The organism is Bacteroidota bacterium (assembly GCA_016722375.1).
Taxonomy (GTDB): domain Bacteria; phylum Bacteroidota; class Bacteroidia; order Chitinophagales; family LD1; genus Bog-950.
Genome location: JADKJG010000007.1, coordinates 15,365 through 38,610, shown reverse-complemented (window position 1 = coordinate 38,610; position 23,246 = coordinate 15,365). Strand labels below are relative to the sequence as shown.

Sequence of the window (23,246 nt, the reverse complement as noted above, 5' to 3'; positions counted from 1 at the left end):
TTTATAGGGGTAAATCTTAAATCATTCAATTTGTTCCAAACAAAAATTTAACAAAAGAATCTTTCCAAATACTTGATTTATCAGAAAATAGAAATTAACTTCACATTCTCTTTGAGTGGGATTAAAGAGGATTAAAGTGGAATGAATTTGACGGGTCTATTTTTAGTTTGGTATTAGGCAAATATTTTTTGGCACAGTATTTGCCATATATAGAAGTTAAGAAGAAAGAGGTTGAACAATTTGAAGAATAGTTTGTTAAAGTTAGAGACCGGTTCATTTTTAGCGGAGTTGTACTCGGTTAGGAAAGAAGCCACAGAAAAAAATACCACTGGTTATCATCAACCATCAATAAATAAACCATCAAACAAAATAGTTTCTAAAATTTTTAAACAGTAATATACATGAAGCACTTTTCCTTCAAATTCCGTACGGCAGCAGCCTTTTTGATTCTGACATGTTTAATGTCTGTTGCTCAGGCGCAAACTACTTATACTTGGGCAGGCAGCACTGGCGATAGTTGGGCAGTTGCCGCCAATTGGACTCCTACGCGGACATTACTTGATCCGACCGATATTATAGTAGTGAACACCGGGGGTAGTATGGTTATTACTGCGGTTCCTACTCAAACAATCGGGAAGTTGCAAGTAACCAATAATACGGATCTCACGCTTCAGTCTTTGGCGAATTATACATTAACTATAGCGAATGGTACGGCTGCCAACGACCTGGACATAACAAGTGGTTCTGCTTTGACGATTGGAACCAATAATAATATTACGATGAACAATGCTTCTAATGCCAATGTTGCTTCAGGAGCTTCGTTAACTATCAATTCAGGACGCACCTTTTCTATTGCCGCAACGATTGATAATACAATGACTGTGGATGGGACTCTTAATATAGGTGGACTATTCACTATTGGCAGTGGAGCTTTAATGACGGTGAATGGAACGGTGAACAACCTGCCTACTTCATCTACTATAAGTGTCGCCGCTGTTTCTAATATCTTGTTTACATCCGGCGCGGTGTATGACCACCAGCGAATTGGAGGGACATTTTTATGGGCTACTTGGGATGCAAACTCAGAAGCCAAAGTAACCGGTGCGGCTGGTGTCGGTGCACCTATTACACAAGGCGGAGGACAGAATTTCGGAAAATTTACTTGGAATACTCCCGGCTTGACCGGAACTATGAGTTTAGGATTAACTGGTACCAACTCTGCCGGTACCTTTGATATTACTTCGACCGGTTCGGGAATTATGTCCTTTTCCACTTTGACCCAAACGCTTAACTTGAATTCAGATCTTAATATTAATGGTACCAGCACGGTAAGTTTAAATACCGGGGCTGCGATAGTAACTACTTTAACTATACCGGGTGATTTGAATATTGCCGCCGGGGCTACTTTCCAACGAGGAACGGCTACTGGTATTCAATTGATTTACTTTAATAACCCCGGAGTAGAAAAGGATTTCAATAACCCGGGTTCCTCTTTTGTAGGTACCGGTATCAGTATTATTGTTAATGCTGGTGCTATTCTCAAAATGACCAATGACATAACCGGTCTTTCTACGTCATCTACCTTTACAGTAAATGGAACTTTAAGAATGAGTGACTGGATTCTTTCCGGGACAGGAGGAGCCTTTACACTGGGTAATGCGGTTACGGCCGTTTTGGAAATTGGTCACGCGCAGGGTATCAGCACAACGGCTGGAACAGGGAACGTTCAGGTGACGGGTACAAAAACATATGGTGCATCTGCTACTCTTATATATAATGGTACTGTGGCTCAGGTGACAGGAAATGGCTTGGCAGCAGCATGGGGGGGAGCTGCCGGTACAAATATTGTAATAAATAATGCTTCCGGTGTTACCTTGACTCAGTCTTTGACTTTATCTAACGGAACTTTGGTACTGCAAAATGGTAATTTTACCTTGGGAGCAAATAACCTGACACTGAGCGCAGCGGCTGCATTCTCTTATGGAACAAACTCAGGATTCTCAGCCAGCAATATGGTGATTACGGATGGTGCAGGCCAAGTGATCAAGCAATTCCCGGCTACGGCATTTGCTCCATTTACCTTTCCGGTAGGAGAAAACACCGGTGTGACCGAATATTCTCCGGTGATGCTAGAATTTGTTGCTAACAGTCAAGCTCGTAGTATTGGTGTAAGAGTGGTGGATGATCGCGATCCTAAGGATTTATTTGCATCGGATTATTTGACTCGCTATTGGTTGTTCACTAATAACAGCAACAGCAGTACCTATACACTGAATGCAGACTTCACCTATCTGCCGGCCGATGTAGTTGGCACCCAAAGCAATTTGCGAATTAACCGATACAGCAATGTTGCCACTGATTTGAACTGGACTCAGTTTAATTCTACGGTCAGCGCACCGGTACTATCTATGACTGGCATCACCAACGTAGATGGCTTCCTGCCTGCTTCTCCTTTTAGTTTTGATGTGGAGGGAAGAAACAATGTCAACGTCTATTATCGCAGCACCGGCGACGGCAATTGGAATGATGTTTCGAAATGGGAGGTGAGCAGTGACCCTCTTTTTATATCACCTGCACCGGTACCGGCTATAATGATTCCAAACAATTTGAACTCTGAAGGAATTGAAATTAAGACCGGGACAAATATCACCGTGAATGTGAATACCACTGCCGATGATATTAAAGTGGTGGGAACCCTGACATTAAGTTCTACTACTACCTTGACTGTTGCAAACGGTGTAGCCGCTTACGACATGGTGGTAACCGGAACTGTAGTGAATAGCACTGCCGGTGTAGCCTGTGGAATAATTACCCCAACCGGAGTAGTGCGCTTTGAATCGGGAGGTATTTATGAGCATGCCGGAATAACTGGCACCATTCCCGCTGCAAGTTGGGATCCAGCATCCACTTGTTTGATTACCGGTAGCACGACCGCAGCACCTGCGCAATTAACTCAGGCATTCGGAAACTTTTCTTGGAATTGCAATGGCCAAACAGCCACGATTGGGTTGGCACAGGCGCTCACAACAGTAAATGGAAATTTGGATATTTTGAATACCGGAGCTACGGCGCAGATATTATCTCTTGCAAATACCTCTAATCTTACGATTAATGTAGGCGGTAATTTTTCTGCTAGCGGCACAGCTAGAATCACTTTAAATACCCAGACAACAACAAGTACTACTACGATGAATGTGGCAGGAAACTTTAATTTGAGTGGAACGGCAATTGTAGATATGCGGTCAGCAGGGACTACGGGATTGAGCACATTGAGTATCGCTGGTAATTATAATCAAACGGGCGGTACTTTTACACATTCAACAGGCACTGGGGTCAGCACGCTTAATCTAAACGGAGCGGGCAAAACCTATACACAATCGGGAGGTACGGTAACGAATACTTTAATCAATTACAACGTGAATTCGGCCACTGCAGATGTTACTTTAAATTCCCCCATTACATTGGCTGCTACGCGTACCTTTAACGTGATAGCCGGAGGAATCCTCCGTTTGAATGGCAATGACATCACTTTCGCAAACGCCGGAAGTATGTCCGTTAGCGGTTCTCTTTATTGTGGTACGGCGCTGATTAAAAACACTACAGGAGCTACTACGTTTACCTTGGCTGCTACTACCGGTACGTTGGGCATAGGAAGTGCAGCTGGTATTACCCAAACCGGGGGAGGAGCCGTGGGAAATATTCAAGTGAGCAGCACCAGAAATTTTGGTATTTCCAATTATATATACAATGGTTCGGTGGCTCAGGTAACCGGAACGGGCTTGCCAGTTACGGTTAATAGTTTGACTATTGACAATAGCGATGCATTGGGAGTTACGCTGACCCGTGCAGGAACTACTACCTCAAACGGCAATGTGAACTTATTGAATGGGCGCTTATATATTGGGGGCAATACATTGTTCTTGGCCGCCGCCGCTTTGTTTACGGGTACTTATGACGCTTCAACGATGATTGTGGCCGATGGAGCAGGGCAGGTTATAAAGACATTCCCTGCCAGTTACACCACGCCTTTTATATATCCGATTGGGGACGCCTCCGGTCCTTCTTCTACCATTGAATATAGCCCTGTGACCTTGACCTATACTGTCAATCCAGCAATGAGTATTGGTGTCAGAGTGGTAAATGCCTCTGCTCCATCTTTAGGATCTCCCACCGATTATTTAACCCGTCACTGGGTATTTACCGGTGGAACAGGTACTTATACCTATAATATGAGTTTGCAATATCCAAGTGCTGATATTGTTGGCACCGAGGCCAATCTCCGGATTTCTCGCTATAGCGGTGGCTGGTTATCTTCAGCAAGTTCGGCAACATCGAATGTATTGTCATCTTCTTCCATTTTAACGAACCTGACTACTCCACTTACAACTATTTATACCGGTCGCGAAAGCAGTCAGTTGTATTATCGCTCGATTGCAAGCGGTGATTACAATACGAATACCACTTGGGAAACAGCTACAGATCCCGGTTTCACTGCGAGTGTGGTGAATCCCGCAGCCGCGCCTCCTACCAGCGCTAATAGCGTAACGGTTCAAGTTCAGAGTGCACATATCGTAACACTAAATGGAGCTACCGGTGCCAATATTGCCCAGTTGCTAAACGTGGATGGTGTATTGGAAAACAAAACTACGGGTGTAACTACGATTACCACCACCGGTGGTACCTACTTCAATGCCGGTTCTGAATACAGACATAGCCGCGATGGAGGTTCCGTTCCTACAGCAACTTGGGATCCAACGTCCTTGTGTAATATCACAGGCATCACCTCGAATACAACAGGCGCTGCATTGAGCGGTATTGCTGGTGTTAACTTTGGAAAATTTACCTACAACTCTAGCGGGCAAACAGTAGCAAACGTAAACCTGATAATGACCAATACGAGTTGTTATGGTGATTTTACAGTTGAAAGCACAGGAGGAAATGCAATATCTTTTCTAAATGCATCGAGTTCAGTTAACCTGCGTGGAGATTTAATCATTAACGGAGGAACACTTAGTATGAATAGCGGCGCAGCGGTTACTACCACCCTTAACCTGTATGGTAACTATAACCAAAGCGGCGGAACTTTCCAGCGAGGCTCAGCTACTGCTGTACAGGCCGTAAACTTTATGGCCGGTTCCAATCGTACTTATACTCAATCAGGTGGAACCATCAACCCGGCGGGCATTAATTACACCGTTAACAGTCTGGCAACACTAACCTTAAATAGCGGTATGGTGATTAATACGGGTAACTCTTTTGTAATTGCCATCGGAGGTGCTCTATACATGAAGGACAATGTTATTTCTGGTGCAGGGACATTCACTTTGAGCACTGGAGCTTTAACTACTTTGGGGATTGGACATACGCAGGGTATTTCAACTGTAGCGAGCACCGGTAACGTGCAAACGACAACTAAGACTTACGGTCCTGCCTGTAACTACGTATATAATAATTTAGTGTCACCGCAGGTAACGGGAAATGGATTACCGGCTAGTTTGACCAGTACCACTACAGGACTTACTATTGATAATCCTACTACGGTAACGCTGAGTCAAAGTACAGCCGTTTCCACTACATTCAACTTGAACCAAGGTCAACTGATTTTAGGAAACTTCGACCTGACCCTTTCTAATACAAATAATGCTACGGCAATGACAGGTGCTCCGTTTTCAGTTTCTAAGATGATTATTACCAACGGAACAGGTCAATTCAAAAAGTCATTTACGACGAATGCTCAGGCTCCGTTTATTTTCCCTGTGGGGGAAACAACGGGAACTACCGAATACAGCCCTGTTACTTTAGAATTTACTGCCACCAATACGGCTCGCACACTGGGAGTCAGAGTGGTCGATAGCCGCCATCCAAATGATTTGACTGCGCCTGATTATCTGACACGTCACTGGTTGTTTACTAATAGCGCCGTACCTGGAAATTATACATTAAATGCTGACTTTACTTATTCTGCCGGTGCAGGAGATGTATTTGGAACAGAAGCCAATTTGAGCATAAATCGTTTTAACAACGTAGGAAATCTCGATTGGGCAGAATTTCCAACCACGGTGAATTCTCCTGTTCTGTCTATGACGGGCATTACACAGGCTACAGGCTCAGGATTTTTTAATGCTATTGCCCCATATAGTTTTGATGTAGAGGGAAGAAAAAATGTGAATGTCTATTACCGCACGGTTAGTTCTGGTAACTGGACGGATGTAGCTAAGTGGGAAGTGAGTAGTGACCCTACCTTTGTGTCACCTGCACCAGTTACTCCTGCGGCTGCTCCTAATTCGACCAATTCTGAAGGCATTTTGATTTCGAGTGGTGATGATATTACTTTAGATGCAAACACCACTGTAGATAATTTGGTGATTGAAGGAATTTTAAGAGGCCTAGGCAGCAACAGAACTCTAACCTTAGTGAACGGTATAGGAGATGATCTAACCATTAATGCGGGTGGAGAACTACGTTTGCAAAATAATGGTACTCCGACATTACTTACTCCCTCAGCAGGTACGGTCATTCGCAATTATGGCACCATTTTTAATCAGGGCACTATTAGTCTTAATGCAGCTATATACCATTATAATGGCTCGGTGTATGAGCATAATATAAATGGAGGTGCTATTCCTGCTGCAACTCTTTGGGATACTCTTTCTACCTGTAAGGTAACCGGAATGACAACAGCGACCACTTTAACGGGTGTTTTAGGCGTCTCTTTCGGTCATTTTATATGGAATAATCCCGGTCAAACCTACGCAACACCAACGGTAGGTTTAACTGGTTCAGTTACACGGTTTAAAGGAAACTTTACCTTAGAAAGTACGGGCGCAGCAACAACCAACGCTTTGGTGTTATGTACCACTACGGGTATTACTGCCTTTATGAATGGTGATTTGATTTTGAATAAAGGAACCTTAAACCTGAATACCGGGTCGGTAAGTGCTGGATTGATATTGCGTTTAGCAGGAAACTATTCTCAAACCGGTGCCAATAGCAGTATTACCGCAACGGGTACTTTCACTACAATGCCATACATTGACTTTGCTAATAATGGCAGCGGAGGTGGGAAAACCTATACCCAATCTGCTGGTACAGTGGACAATACCAAAATCAACTATTATGTCAATGCTCTGGGTACAGGCTCGGTTTTAACCCTAAATAGTGATATTAACCTTCAGTTTACTGCTCGCACATTTATAGTATCAGCGCTTGGTACCTTATACATGGGGGCTAAGGTTATATCGGGTGTAGCAGGCACGTCTTTTCAAACCCTTACTACAGCTACATTGGGCATCGGTCATGTAGATGGAATTGTTTTAGCGGGTACCAATGCGGGAAATGTTCAAACCGCCGCCCGTACTTTCTCTACAACAGGAACTTATATTTATAATGGCTCGGCTGCTCAGGTAACCGGAACTGGTTTGCCTCCTACGGTAGGAAATCTGATTATGGATAATTCCGCCGGTGGAAATAATACGGTGGACTTAACTAATAATTTGATTGTATCTACTACATTGACATTAAATCAGGGTTTATTGAAATTGGCTAATAACAATTTAACACTGAACAACAGCAGTAATACAACGGCCGTCCTTGGAAATGCGCCAAGCAACAATAACATGATCGTTATTGATGGCGCAGGAACCGGGCAACTGATTAAGTACTATGCTACCGGAGCACAGCCAGCCTTTACTTACCCGGTAGGAGAGATAGGCGGCGATAATGGCACTAGAGATTATAGTCCTGCAACACTCACCTTCTCTGCAGTGGGAACAGCGGGAACCGTCGGAGTTCGTGTGATTAATGATGAACACGCTAGTGTGTCACCTTCCGCTAGTTACTTGCATCGCTATTGGGATTTCACCACCGCTGTGATTGCCAACTATACTTACGCTGCTTCCTTCGGCTTTGCAGCTTCTGATGTACAAGGCACTCTGGCCAATATCAATGCCGGTCAATACAGAAGTTCTACTTGGTACGGATATGCCGCCACCAATGGGGGCAATACATTGACCGTGACCGATGGTCCGCTTACCAATGTCAGCGCGCCTTTGGCTTTGTCTCAATGGACAGGAAGAGAAACTACTACTACTTTATATTATCGCACCAAGCAAAGTGGCAACTGGAACAATGCTACTACCTGGCAGACTTCCACTATAAACGCTAATCCGTGGATTGATGCAGTAACTTCACCTAATGATTCAAATTCTTTAGGAATTTATATCCGCAATGGTCATGTAGTAACGGTAACGTCTAATGTATGGGCGGATCAGATTTCATTTGATAATGTGGCAAACTCCACGCTGAAAATCAACTCCGGAATCACCTTTACCCTAAAAGATGGAACGGGGAATGATTTGAGCATGGTTGGTGATAACTCTCGTTTAATGGTGAATGGTATTTTTAATAATGAAGGCATTATGGTCACCAACACGGTGGCAAACACCTTCTTCTCTGCCGGTTCGCAGTATGAACAAATATATAAAGGTGCGGGTGCTGCAGTACCCCTCGCCGCTTGGGACACGACGGCTACCTGCTTAATCACAGGTCTGGATGCCGTGAGTTTGTCTATGGGTGCACCTGGAGTGAATACTTTTGGAGTAGGCCCTGGTTATGGCCATATAGTGGTTAATAATACAGCGCAAACAGGAAATCTGACTTTGGGACTTGGTGCCGCCACTATCAAAGGAAATTTCACGATGCAATCTTCAGGCAGTGGTGAACTTACCCTGCAAAATAGCACCAACACTATTATTATAAACGGTAATCTGAATATCCAAAATGGTACGCTTGGTATTTCCGGTTTCTCCGGAACCAGTGCTTCCACACTTAATCTGATGGGTAATTTTAACCAGACCGGAGGCGTGTTTTCGGGCACCCGCGGAACAGCGACTGGAGTGCAAACCCTCAGCTTTATTGCCGGTCCGAGTAGTACCTATACTCAGGTGGTCGGTACTATTAATACTTCCTATATAAATTTCATAGTTCAACCAGGAGCCAGCCTCACTCTAAACGATAGTATCAGCTTAGATTTAACTGGTAGAACCTTTACCAATAGTGGTACACTCGTCATGAGTGATAAGGTAATCTCTGGTGTTGTGGGAACTTCTTTCACTAATACAAGTGCTATCACCACAACCCTGAATATTGGTTCTGCCGACGGGATTACTGCGGTGGGTGACGGAGCTTTGGGTAACATCCAAACCGGAACCACCCGTTCTTATGGTACTGCCGCTAACTATATCTATAACGGAACGGTGGCGCAGGTAACAGGCAGTGGCTTGGTTGGAGCTAATAAACTTACCATTAACAACGCCGCAAATGTTACGCAGCAGAATTTTGCCGGTACGGCACAAAGCGTTACCGTAACCGATTCTCTGATATTTTTAGCCGGTACTTACCAAATAGGCGGTGCATCTGCTGCCATTCTGAATACCTTAGTACTGAATGGTAAAGCAATCACTCCTTTGGCAACAACCGGTTTATTGTCCACCGCATATTCTAATTTGACTTATGGACCGGGAGCAGGCAATGTTAATACTGATCTTTACATTCCATCCAGTATTAGCGATTTGAATTCCCTGTCGATAAATGTGGCAGGAACCAATACCGTTACCCAAAAAAGCAATATCACCCTTAATTCTGCAACGACTGGTTTGACACTTACATCAGGACGTTTGGTGTTGGGTAGTAAGGATTTAATACTTACCTCTTCTAGTACGGCTGCCATTTCTGGCGGTAGTGTTACAGCTATGGTAGTGGCTGATGGTGCAGGCCAACTAAAAAGAACCATACCTGTCATTGCATCAGGTACCAACAACTATATATTCCCAATTGGTGATTTATCAGGAACAGGGGCGACCAATAATCCGGGGGCAGATTATTCACCAGTCACCCTGAACATAAATTCTAATAGCGATCAAAGAATTGTTGGTATTCGGGTAACGGATGATCAACATCCGAGCGACGGAACTGCTCAGGATTACATCAGTCGTTATTGGACTTTTACCGATAGCCAGACCGGTACAGGTACTTATAATTATCTGCCTACATTCCAGTATTCTACTACCGCTCCTTCAGACCTTTCTGTCCCCGGCACTCATGCAAGCTTGAAAATTAATCGTTGGAATGGTGCTTGGAATCAGATATTTAACACTACGGGATCTTCACCTACTATTACACCTACTGCTGCTGTTAATGAAACTAATGCTCCTCTTGGGGGTAATGCATATACCGGTAGAGTCAACGCTGCGGTGCCGTATGTATGGCAACCTAATGTTGCGGGTAGTTATGATTTTCAGGATGCTGCGAATTGGTTGCCTAACAGGCTGACCGCTGCACCTAATGATATTTTGCAGTTTACTAAAGGGGGTACTTCTACAGCTATCAATGTGCCTGCACAGGTTATTGCGCAATTATTTGTAAAGAATAATACAGATGTGACGTTTGAGGCAGCAACTGTGCCTGCCGGAGCTAAGATATTTTCTATAGTCGGTCCGGCGGCAACATCAAATATGGAAATCGAAAGCGGCTCTACTTTGCAAATGGGTGGAACAGTTCAATTGACATTGAACATGCTCACCAATGCTAACCAGACAGCAAGCATTGCAGGTACTTTAGTGCTGAACAATAACGGAGCGAACAGTAATACATTTGCAACAAGCTATGTTGCTACTACTGTAGCAACAGTGACCGGTGCTATCACTAATAATGGAGGTATTGTTACTGGAACAGCAACTACTTTATTCTTTGCCAACGGTTCATCTTACAATCATAATATGAATGGAGGAGCTATACCGATCGCAACCTATTACAGCAATCCTGCTATCACTACATCTACGGTTAACATCACCGGAACTACTACTACCAACCCTACTTGGCCTACAGGTAACTACAGTAATGTTGTATGGAATAATGCTGGTCAAACGACGGCCACTGGTCAGGTGTCAACAGTCCTCATTACGGTGAATGGTGATTTAACGGTGTCTGCCGGAAGACTTTGGGGAGATAACGCAACCACCCAGTATCTTTTAGGCAATGCTACTGGAACATTTACCATTGGTAATGGCGCTACTTATAAAACGACCAGATCGGTGGCTCCATTCCTGCCCACTTTTGATGCGGCCAACATGGTGTTAGCAGATAGCAGTATCATTTTGTACGGCGGTGCTACTCATATTATACCGAATAACCCGACCAACACTGGTGTCTTGGCTTCTTATGGCGTTTTGGCTATAGAAAATAATGTTCTTAAGACATTGGCGATACCGTTATCGGTCAAGGGATTACAGCTTAACGGCACTACTAATGCTTGTATTCTGAGTGATGGAGGCAACTTAATAACCGGTCCGGGTAGTGGTATGGGTACTATCGTAATCAATGTTTCTTCGGTACTCACATTGACCAATACAAATGCTAACCCTTTCCCCGAATTCAAATACAATCAGATTTCGTCTAGTTCTACAGTTAATTACAATACGTTAACGACGAATCAAAATATCCGCAACCTTAGTGCTCCAGGATATGGATTCGTGAATATTATCAATAACGCCGGCATAAAATCTCTTACAGGAGATACTTATGTTCAAGGAACCCTGACCGTGAACGGCACAACTAATAACACGATACTTGACCTGAATGGAAATATATTATATCTGGCGAGTTTAACACCGATTACAGTAGCGGCAGGAGCAAAGATTATTGCTGATGCTTCGGGTTCAACCTTGCATTTCAATAGTGCCAGTCCGGTACAAAATATATTGATTTCTGGAACCATTGAAAATGGATTAATCCAGAATATGGAAATATCCACGGCCCACCCTAACGGAGCTATCTTACAAGCGACACCAGTACAATTTACGGTGAACAATCTGAAGATTAACACCGGCGGAACTTTGAGCCTTAATGGACGGACATTAAACATCACTGGTTCTTACACCAATAATGGCAACTTGATAGGTAATGCAGCAAGTTCTATTCTTGCCTTTACCGGAACATCTGCTCAGTCATTTAACATTGGAAACTATACGGCTTCCATCCTGACGGGCTTAACAATCAATAATGCGGCTGGTGTTACCTTGGGTGCACCGACAAATATCACCACACTTACCTTGACAAATGGCTTGCTGAATACCAGTGCGGTCAATTTACCTACGGTAGTTGGAACCGCTGTCCTTAGTGTGGCAGGTGGTTCGGCCACGGCCTATGTTAATGGGCCATTAGAGCGGACTTTCCCTGCCAGCTTGGCATCGGGATCTACTTATACATGGCCGATTGGAAAGGGTAGCTATAATCCTTTTTCACTTATCAATGCACGCACTATGGCGGGTGGATTGGTAGAGATTAAGGCAGAAGCCTTTGATGCGAATGCAGGCGGTACGCCGGGTATTGGTTTGGGTTCTCTGGCTACCAATCGCTATTGGGAAACTTCGGTGACTGCCAATGCGGGTAACCTGATTCAGGCAGGAAACATTCAGTTGACAGAGACTTCGGTATCGAATGGAGATCATATCACCTTTAGTGCAACCAAAACAGGCACTTATAACTTGATGTCAAGCGCGGTGGCAAATCCTTTGATTACAACAAATGGATATGGACCTACCAGTTTAGGTTTCTTGGTGCTTAGTACCTCAACAGGTACTTTGAGCGGAACCTATACAGTAGGTACCGGTGGAGACTTTACCTCTATTACCAATGCGGGTGGCTTGTTTGATGTCATTAATGCCGCCACCGTGGCAGGCAACTTAACCGCCAATATCATCAGCGATATCAATATTGAAACCGGTTCGGTAGGGTTGAATGAATGGGCAGAATCTCCTTCGGGAAGCAACTACACCTTCAAAATGCAATCCAGTGCTGCTGTTTTAAGAACAGTAGAAGGAGGCTACAATGGCACAAGCGGTGCCAACACCGGAATGATTCGTTTGAACGGTGCTGACCGAGTAACGATTGACGGCAGCATAGCGGGATCAGGTCAATATCTATTATTTAGAAATAATTATACAAGTACTTGGAGCGCTACGCTTTCTTTGGTAAACGGGGCAAAAAACAATTTAGTTACCCGTTGCATACTGGAGGGTGGAACACCGTTCTTGGGTCTGGGTCTTGCCGGAACGGATGGAGTGATATACATGGGAGGTATCAGTACGGTACCGGTAGCACCAAGCTATTCTTACGAAAGTTTCTCGCCTACCTACACCCCGATTGATGGGGTGGCGGGAACGACCAATCTGAATATTTTTGGTTGGGGACTTTACGACGAGACTGATTATAATGGCTTGAATATGGGATTCAACTTTAATTTTGGTGGAAATAACTACAGCACATTTGGAGTAAACACTAATGGATATATTTACGTTCATAACGGAAGTGCCAGTCCACCTGCGTCGGGTGGAACCGATGTTTTGGCAGTGCCGAGTCTTGGAGCAAATGTCTTTGGTGTGATGGCACCTCTAAATGCGGATTTGGATAAAAAAGTGATTAGTACTGGTATAAGTACTAACGGAGCGAGAATGTTCTGGAGAGTGGATGGTTCGGCACCCAACAGGTATCTTACCGTTCAGTGGAGTGGTTTTTATGCCAAGGTAGCCGGTGCAGCGGATGATGAAAACCGTTTAGACTTTCAGGCGAGGTTATACGAAAATGGAGGAACAAACAGCAATAACATCGAATTTATATACCGCGATCAAAGTGCTTGGACCAACTCGGCTGCCTACGCTTTTAATGTAGGAATCAGAGGTCTTAGCTCTAGCGACTTTAACAATCGTACACAAGCCAGCGGCAACCTGACTTCCGGCTCACATTCAGCCGGTGCGCTGAATACCGATAATATCAACTTCAACGCCGGAGATCATATAGCCGGAGATGTGGGTATCCGGTATAAATTTGCTCCATTACCGCTCACGGCCAACGATAACAATACCTTCAGCTATTTGGATATTCGCAGCAACACCGCTTCGGGTTCTGCTGCACCGGTCAATGGCTTTTACGCCTCGGGCAGTGCGACCTATCCAAACAATAACAATACCATTACCAATAGTAACATTTACAATTTCGACTGGGGTAATGCAGGTTCCGGAGGTGTTACGGGTATCAAACTCTTGACCGGAACCGGAAATAACTGGAATATCACCAACAATAATATTTATCGTTCATCTACGGGTGGAAATTCTTTGGGTGCGGTTACCGGGATTAACTTTGCACCGGCTGCGGCATCTACCGGTAGCACGATCAGTGGAAACTTTATTGGAGGAACTGCTCCGGGCGCCACGGGCAATTGGCCGAATAACAACAACTCAGGCTTAGGAGCTTGGACGGGTATTACACTGAATGTTGGTGCGGGAACAACTAATGTGACCAATAACACGATTCGCATCAGTACTGCGGCTACATCGTCAACTGCTGCTACGGGTATAAGCTATGTCGGCTCCGGCACGGTCAATATCGGCAACGGGCCTGGAACGGGCAATACGATTTCTGATATAAACGGAGTGGGAGGTATCACGGTCTATGGTATTGATAACACTACCGGAACTGGAACCTTGAACGTTAATAACAATACCATCTCTAATATTTCAAGCAACTATAACTTTACCGGCTCAACCGGTGCAGCAGTGGGTATCAAATCTATTCTTGGTATAGGCACGGTCAATAACAACACAATTTCGGCGCTTAGTTCTACCCTGCCCTATGTTGCGTCTAATAACCCTCGTAGTGCATCCGTAATTGGTATGTGGCTGGAAGGAAATCAGAATGCATCAGGCAATACCATTTCTAATTTGTCCGCCGTTCCAAATGGCGGGGCAACTGGTACTGCAGTAACAGGTATCTTCTGGAGACCTACCACTATCAACAGCGTACTTGAAAAGAACTTTATTCATTCTTTCAATCTCAACACTACAGATGCTAATGGTTTGATGACCGGTATCGCTATCGGAAGCGTTACAAGCACCGTGGGTACAGATGCCATTCTCCGCAACAACATGATACGTCTCGGCATTGATAATGCCGGTGCATCGCTCACCCAGGGATATAAAGATCAGGGGTATTGAAAAGAATCTGGACCACGCTATCAGTGTTTTGAATAATAGTGTTTATATAGGAGGAACAGGTGTAGGCGCCAGCGCTTCAACTACACATGCTTTTAAATTGACGCTGAATACGACCGCAGGTACTGATATTATCAACAACAATATTTTTGTAAATGCTCGTTCAAATACCTCAAGCGGAGCTAATGCGCATTATGCGGTGGAGATGTCGGGAAGTACTAACCGTATCGCTGCTGACTATAATATTTACAGTAATTACAATTCAGGTCTGGGTGCCAATGGTACCGATGCCCATATTTCTCTTTTCAACGGGAATCCGGTCAGAGATCGTTTGCCGCTTTGGTTCATTTCGCCAAATGTATGGGGGGCAGATAATAACTCTGGAATTGGAGATCCTAATTTTGTGAACCCAACAGCGGCCATTCCAAACCTCCACCTCAATAATGCAACCCCTGCTGAAGGCAAGGGTGTGGTAAGTGCTAGCGTAACGGATGATTTCGATGGCGATGTAAGAGCTTCTAGTACACCTACGGATATTGGTGCGGATGCAGGAAACTTCAACACCCCTATCGTAGCTGCTCATGATGTTTATCCTCCTCGGGTGAACTATACCCCGCTTGCTAATCAACCGGCTTGCGGCGGAATTACAGTTCCTGTATTAACAGCCACTATTACGGATGATGTTTCCGGAGTGCCTATTGCCGGAGCGAATGTGCCGCAAATTTGGTTCAGAAGGATCCTTCCTGCTGTTAGTAGCTGGGCTAACAATTCCGGTACACTGACTTCGGGGAGCGGAAATAACGGAACATGGGATTTCCCATTGGATTATTCGCTTATTGCCCCTGCAATAACTCCGGCTGCGGGCGACCGGTACGAGTATTATGTAGTAGCACAGGATCAGGCTTTGAATCCGGTAAATCCGAACATCGGATTTAATACAGAATACTGGAACAACAATGCAGTTCATGCTAATAACAGCGTACTGACACAGACTTCAGCTATGCCTACGCCATTGACATTCGACTTGACCACACCTTTAGCGGTTAGTACAGTGTATGTGGGTACCGGCCTTGGAACACCTCAGTATCCTACTTTCAACGGTGCTGGTGGTTTGTTTGAAATGCTCAACAGTACAACACTCATATCTGACCTTACGGTTATTGTTCAGCAGACATCTATTACGGAGCCTACCGGCCCACCAACCATTCTGAATCCAATTTCTGATTGTGGAGTGGATCGTAAAATTTATGTCCGTCCGGCATCAGCCACTACTTATACCGTTTCTGGCAATGTGGATGGCCCGGGTATGTTAAGTCTCAATGGAGTCAATCGCTTCATTATAGATGGCAGCTTTGCTGGTTCTGGTAATTATCTAACCTTCTCGAATACAAATTCGACATCTGCTGTGGTCTATTACAGCAATAACTCAGCTTACGATACCGTAAGAAATGCAACCTTGAGTACAACCAATACCAGCAACACTTCTGGCATTGTCCATATTGCAGGTGCGATTGCTGCCGGTACCGGTAATAGTTACGTGCTTCTTGAAAACAATAATATCGGTGGTACGGGATACTCTAGAAATTGTATTCTCGCAAGTGGCTCGGCTGTTTCTCCTAACCATGATGTGTTTATCAAGGACAATAATATTTTCAATTACGGAAGTGCTTCATACTCTCAAGCAATTGCAAATACTGGAAATTCAGGGGATAACTGGAGTGTAACGGGCAACAGTATCTATAATACAGGTAACCCGAGGTCTTTTGGTGGCTATATATTTCCCACAGGTAGATGTGTCCAATCAATAATTTGAACATTACGGGTAATTATATAGGTGGAAGTAGGACCCGCTTTGATAACAGGTACTCAAACAATACTTTAAATAGCACCGAATCCTATGGAATCTTCCTTAATGCTGGAACAGCTACTATTTCTAATAACACCATAAAAAGAATCAGTTTCGCTAATACATCCAACAGTGCTTTTGTGTGTATGGATATTACAGGAAGTACACAGGCTGTTATTGATAGTAATACAATGGATGCCATTCGGGTGGATGGCAACTTGGGACAAATGGGATATATTTTTGGTGTTAGAAGTTCTACTAGTTCAACATTGACCGTTACGAATAATTACTTTGGTTACTTATCTTGTTTAGGAGCAAGCTCTCTTGGTAATGGCTCCTATGTACGTATGGTGAGCCACACCGGTAGTGGCAATTTCATTATCACAGGAAATACGGTTCTCGGGGCCCAAAATATGGCCATTGCTGCTACCACAGAGTCCTCTTATGCTATTCGTGTTATTAACAACAGTTTACTTGGTGAGGTAACCGGAAACATTATTTCCAATAATCTTATTTATGGCCCTTGGATACAAAGAGTAACTACTGCTAACACAGGAGGGCTTCGAAATCGGGGTATTTCGGTATCCGGCAAGTTTGGTGGGGTGATTTCCAAAAACAGAATCTTTGATATGTACACGAATTCGCGGGTGTATGGAACCATCGGAATTGAATTACTCAGCAATAATGTGGGTACCTGGACGGTTAGCAACAACCAGATTTCTTTTGGCAGCAGAGGAGGTGAACGGGGAGTGAAAACAGGTATTGAAGAAAGAATGAGTGCAGGAAGTACGCTGAATGTATTCTACAATTCAATCAGGATAGACGGAACGGAAGTTTCTACATATAACAGTTCAGCTTTCAGAAGGTTAGCAAGTCCTACAGCCTGCAACTTGACTTTGCGCGACAATATCTTCATTAATGACAGAGTTGGTGGGTCCGGTATTCACAACGCGATATCGAGTGAGGGTACTGAATACAATGTGAATTGGAATTCAAATAATAACTTCTTGGCAGCAAGGATCACTAGTTCCATAGCAAATTGGGGGGCTGCAAATACTGATTTTGTTACCTGGCAGACTAATAGCTCTGGTGATGGGGCAAGTACAACAGCTCAGACGGTGACTTCCGGTAATTCAAGTAACACAGTAGTAAATTCTACTGAGTTGTTTATTAATGCTGCTAATGATTTGCATATTAATCAAGCTCCTCCGTTACCACCTTATCCTTATGCTTTTGTTGCCGGATTGGGAACTCCGGTTAGCGTGACGGATGATTATGACGGAGCGGCTCGCTCGGTAGCTGCAGCGCCTGCAGGTTCTACTATGGGTATTCATGAAATTCCGACATGTGCCGGAGCACCTTCAGTAACTACTCCGGTAGCGACTCCTGCGGCACTTTGCTTGTCGGGTACTAGCCAGTTGAGCATTGGCGGTTTGACTCCGGGCGGCGGCTATACTTTCGCTTGGTATGAGTCTGCTGTATCCAACACAGGGCCGTGGGTTCCTGCCGTGGTATCAATCTATCTTGGTTATTTTAATACGCCTACCATTAACACCACCACTTGGTATTATGTAGCTGTAACCTGTGTCAATTCAGGTTTTACTACTCCTTCTAGTGTGACTGAGGTAACGGTAGTACCGAATAACTTAGTGGCTACCATCAATGGTGGTGCAGGCCCGGTAAAGGTTTGTGCCGGCGATGTAGTTAATCTGAGTGCGTCAGGAATGACCACCTATTCATGGACATCGAATCCGGCTGGTTATACATCTTCAAATGCCAGCGACGTAGCGATGCCGGTGGTCACCACGACCTATACAGTGGATGGCTCTACAGCGGGCTGTACCTTTAGTGCCGCTGTAACTGCTGATGTATTCTCTGTTTCTATCACACCTTCCACTACTTCGGTGGCTCTTGGTGCCAGTGTTAATCTGACTGCCAGTCAGGTTGGCGCACAGGGTGCCGTTCAGTGGGCTTGGACTCCATGTGCCACCTTGAATAATAGTTTTGTGAAGAATCCTACGGCTACACCTACTGCGAGTACTATTTATACGGTAACGGCAATAGATACGACCGGATGTATTGCTACCGCTAGTGCTACAACCAATGTAACGGATCCAAGTATCCCTAGTAGTGGGGCAACTACTGTAAGCGCTGCCTATAGTTATTCTGGATCAGATGGTGGTGGAAGTTTCCAATCTATGACTGGAGCTACGTCTTTAGCGAATAATAGTGGAATGTCCAATGCCAATTACACGGTTGATTTAAGTGCGCTTTCTCCGGCCTTTAATTTTGATTTTCCGGGAGGCAGCTACAATAAATTTGGAGTGAATACCAACGGCTTTGTTTGGTTAGGCAATACGGCACCACCGGCAAATACCACTCAGCCAATTGCGTCTTCGGCCGCAGTAGATGGTGTTATCTCTGGATGGGGAGTGCCACTTAAAGGGAATGGTTCTGGAACTTTGAGCTATATCGTTTCAGGAACATCGCCAAATAGAAAGCTTGTTATTCACTGGGATCACGCTCAGTTCGTGTCTAACGGTGGAGAGTGGTTTAATATGCAGATACAGCTATATGAGAGCGGTGGAGCAAATAGCAACAGGATTGACTTTATATACTCTGACCAATATGCACAGCTTATTACTGGACAGGTGGGGAATGTCCAGATAGGACTGAGAGGTGCGACCAATGCGGACTTTATCAATAGGACAGGTGGAGGTGGTGGCGGATTTGGCTGGCATCCGAGCGATGCAAGTGCCGGAGCCGCTAACACTGATGGATTAAATTTCGTTGGAGGGTTCTTTGCTTCTTATATTAAGGACAATAACAGAATCACCTTTACCCCCGGCTGCATAGCTTCGAGAACTACAATCGCTGCATCAGGAACGACAAACTTGTGCCCTAGCGGCAGCGTCAATTTGACCGCCACTGCGGGTGCCTCATATCAGTGGTATTTGAATGGGTCACCGACAGTGACTACTCAAACACTGACGAACGTGAATACTGCGGGAAGCTATGTAGCACGTACTACGAATGCAAGTGGATGCGGCATCCCTTCTTATGTAATGGAAGTAACGAACAATCCGACGGTTACACCAACCGTGTCTATCAGTTCTAATCCGGCGCCGTTATGTGGTGTTACTAGTGCGGTGTTTACAGCGGCCGCAACCAATACCGGTTGTGTACCAATGTATCAATGGAAACTGAACGGGGTCAATGTGATGAACAACCCTTATAATTCAGCTACTTATGAGAATACCGGTTTGGCGGTTAATGACCAAGTGCAGGTAATATTAACTTCCAATGCCTTGTGTTCAACGACACCGACTGCTACGTCCAATATACTGAAGGCACATCCTTCGGTTGACACCTTCTTCGTCAGCGGTGGACTTTGTGTGCCGGCGCTGATGACCTTGACAGGATCTCAGGTGGGGGTACAATATCAGGTGCAGAAGGATGGATTTAATATTGGTGCGCCAATTGCTGGTAACGGATCTCCTTTGAATTTAGGATTCCGGGTAGATACTGGTGTCTATACCGTAGTAGCTACTAATCCGGTTACTGGATGTATTTCAAACATGACCGGAGCACTATCTGTGGGTATCTGTACAGCTACTTGGACAGGAACCGCCAGTACGGAATGGGAGAATCCATTAAACTGGAATCCTCAGGCTTTCCCGGATGCCTGTGGAGAAAATGCGGTGATTCCTGCGGGAACGCCGTTCTCGCCAATCATTAGTGTAACTGATATTGATATTGGAAGTATGGATATCGCAGCCGGCGCTGTTCTGACCCTTCAGGGTAAGAATCTGAATGTGTGTGGTCAACATTGGGCTGGTGGTGCCGGTAATGATGCTGCGATAGTAGGTAGCGGTACAGTTTACCTGAACAGTGCAGCGTGGACGCAGAACGTTATCGGGAATACCGTATTTAATATTCTCCAGATTAACAACAATGACGGAATACTCTTCAATGCTGGTGCAGATGTAGCTATTACTAACGGCTTACACTTACAGCATGGAGGCGTAGATCTGAGTGCGGGAACCTTAACCCTCAAGTCCAATGCGAGCAACCACAATTCATATATAGATGACTTTACGTTTGGCTTCGACGGAACCTTAACGGGCAATGTCCGTGCAGAACGGTACATTCCAACGTTGGGTTCTAACCAGCACTTCATGAGTTCACCGGTAAACAGTGCTCCGTTGAGCCAGTTGGGTGCCAGCGGCCCGGATGGCAGCTATGTGACACCATATCCTACCTGTGATGAAACTAAGAGTAACTGGGGATCTGCTTATGGCACCACGTTTGTGTACAACGACGGACACATGGCTGCGAGCAGTTGTATGTTGGGTAACTGGATGATCAAGAGTGCAGGCAACATGGATAATGGCCGCGGCTACTCGACTTATCAGATGGGTAACGCGACCCGGACATTAGTGGGCGCAGCCAATACAGGCAATATCAATATTGGCGGCCTGAACAACTCCGGCTATCCAACGGTTAATACCCTACAGGCACAGCCTATTGAGTCAGGTTGGAATTTAGTGGGTAACCCATATCCATCAGCATTAGATTTGACGGTGGATCGCACGGCAGACGGGTTCGGTAACCAAGTACAGGTATGGAAGACAACAGGACCTTTTTCTGGAAGTTGGCAACCGGCAGTAATCAATGGTACATCAGGCACAGTGGTCATTGCACCGTTCCAGGCCTTCATGGTACGAGTTACCCCGGGTTCTCTGGGCAACCATACCTATCGCTTTTATCAGAGTGAGCGGATTCGCTCAACGAGCATACAGTTCTTCCGAACAGATGCAGCAAACGCCTTGAAACTGGAGTTGAACTATGCCAACGGAGGCAAAGACGAAACAAGAGTTGAATTCAATGCAGAAGCAAGTACAACGTTTGACGACCTATACGATGCCAACAAGCCGGGCAGTGCTCCGGGTGTACCGACGCTCTATACCCACATGAACGCGAATATGTGGTATGGCATCAACACCTTGCCTAGCCTGACAGAAGTGACGACGGTACCGATGGGATTGAGAGCAGACATGAACGGCACGATGACCATCACGCCACAGGGCATCCAGAGCTTCGACCCGACGACGTATATCTTCTTAGAAGACAAGAAGACGAATACCTGGCATAACCTGCGCAACGGCAGCTATACGTTCACTGCAAGCAAAACAGATAATCAAGATCGTTTTGTATTGCACTTCACTCCGCCGGCTAACATCCTGACAACGGATGCTACCTGTAGCGGCAGCGGACAGATAGAAATCACGCAGCCGGGCAGTGCCAACTGGAACTACACGGTTACCGATGTCAACAGCACGACCATCTCTAGCGGCACATTGAACTCGGGCAACCCGATGACGATTAGCGCCAACAGCGGGGTGTATCAGTTGACCTTGACAGACAACAACGGCTATATAGTGATCAAGAACATTGAGATAGGCGGCAACCAGCAGATCACAGCGAACTTTATCGCTAACAGTCAGTTGGTAACTACCGGTGAAGAAATATCTTTCCAGGTGACGACTACCAATGCCGCAACGCAGCAATGGAACTTTGGCGACGGAGCGACCTCCACAGCAACAACTCCGACGCATAGCTATGCGACCGAAGGTGTTTACACAGTTACCTTGACCGTGACCAGCGACGGAGGCTGTATCTCGACGACGACGCAGAGCATCACAGTAACCGGCAAGGCAGCGACATCGCTCAACGACCTGAAGAACAACCCGATTACGATTTGGAGCAGCAACAACCGTGTCTATGTTGACTTCGGCAAACAGAAGAAAGTAGAAGCGGAGATAGAGTTGTACAATGTGATCGGCCAGTTAATCAGCCGCGAGAAGTTCGGGCGCTCCACGATTTACAGCAAGGAGATACCGAACATAGAAGCGGCCTACATCATTGTCCGAGTGAACAACGACGACAAGGTAACTACCAAGAAAGTCTTTATCGCCAATGCGATGAAGTAAGAAATAGTTAAACTACCAACCAATTCTAGTACAAAGGCGGCTCCAGATCATGGAGCCGCCTTTTTTATGCTCTTTCATTTGATTTAGACACAAATAGAAGGTTGCTATTTCACTCAGTTCTTTGCCAAATTGTCATCTTCTCTTTCCGTTTTTGACCGACTTATTCCTATTCGGTACCCATCTCCAGCTATTCGGTCCCGGTTAGCAAGAGACAGGTACCTGTTCGTAGCTATTCGGTCCCTGTTAGTAAGAGACAGGTCCCTGTTCGCAGCTACTCGGTCCCTGTTAGCCAAAGACAGGTGCCTGTTCGCAGCTATTCGGTCCCTGTTAGCGAGAGACAGGTGCCTGTTCGTAGCTACTCGG

Annotated in this window: 3 protein-coding genes; all 3 read left to right on the top strand. The window is 45.2% G+C overall.

Annotated elements, in window-relative coordinates; genetic code table 11:
* Positions 1–401 precede the first annotated feature (401 nt).
* The 3 genes from IPP77_11065 to IPP77_11055 all read left to right on the top strand — a co-directional run bounded on the left by IPP77_11065 (position 402) and on the right by IPP77_11055 (position 22,883).
* Positions 402–15,047, top strand: a complete 14,646-nt coding sequence (locus tag IPP77_11065; GenBank protein ID MBL0310186.1) for a hypothetical protein — start codon at positions 402–404, stop codon at positions 15,045–15,047.
* The gene (locus IPP77_11060; protein ID MBL0310185.1) at positions 15,001–16,857 is read left to right on the top strand and encodes a hypothetical protein; all 1,857 of its coding nucleotides are present in this window, start codon (positions 15,001–15,003) and stop codon (positions 16,855–16,857) included. Before IPP77_11065 ends, IPP77_11060 begins: the two co-directional genes overlap by 47 nt.
* A 3,254-nt stretch (positions 16,858–20,111) precedes the next feature.
* Positions 20,112–22,883, top strand: a complete 2,772-nt coding sequence (locus IPP77_11055; GenBank protein MBL0310184.1) for a PKD domain-containing protein — start codon at positions 20,112–20,114, stop codon at positions 22,881–22,883.
* Positions 22,884–23,246 lie beyond the last annotated feature (363 nt).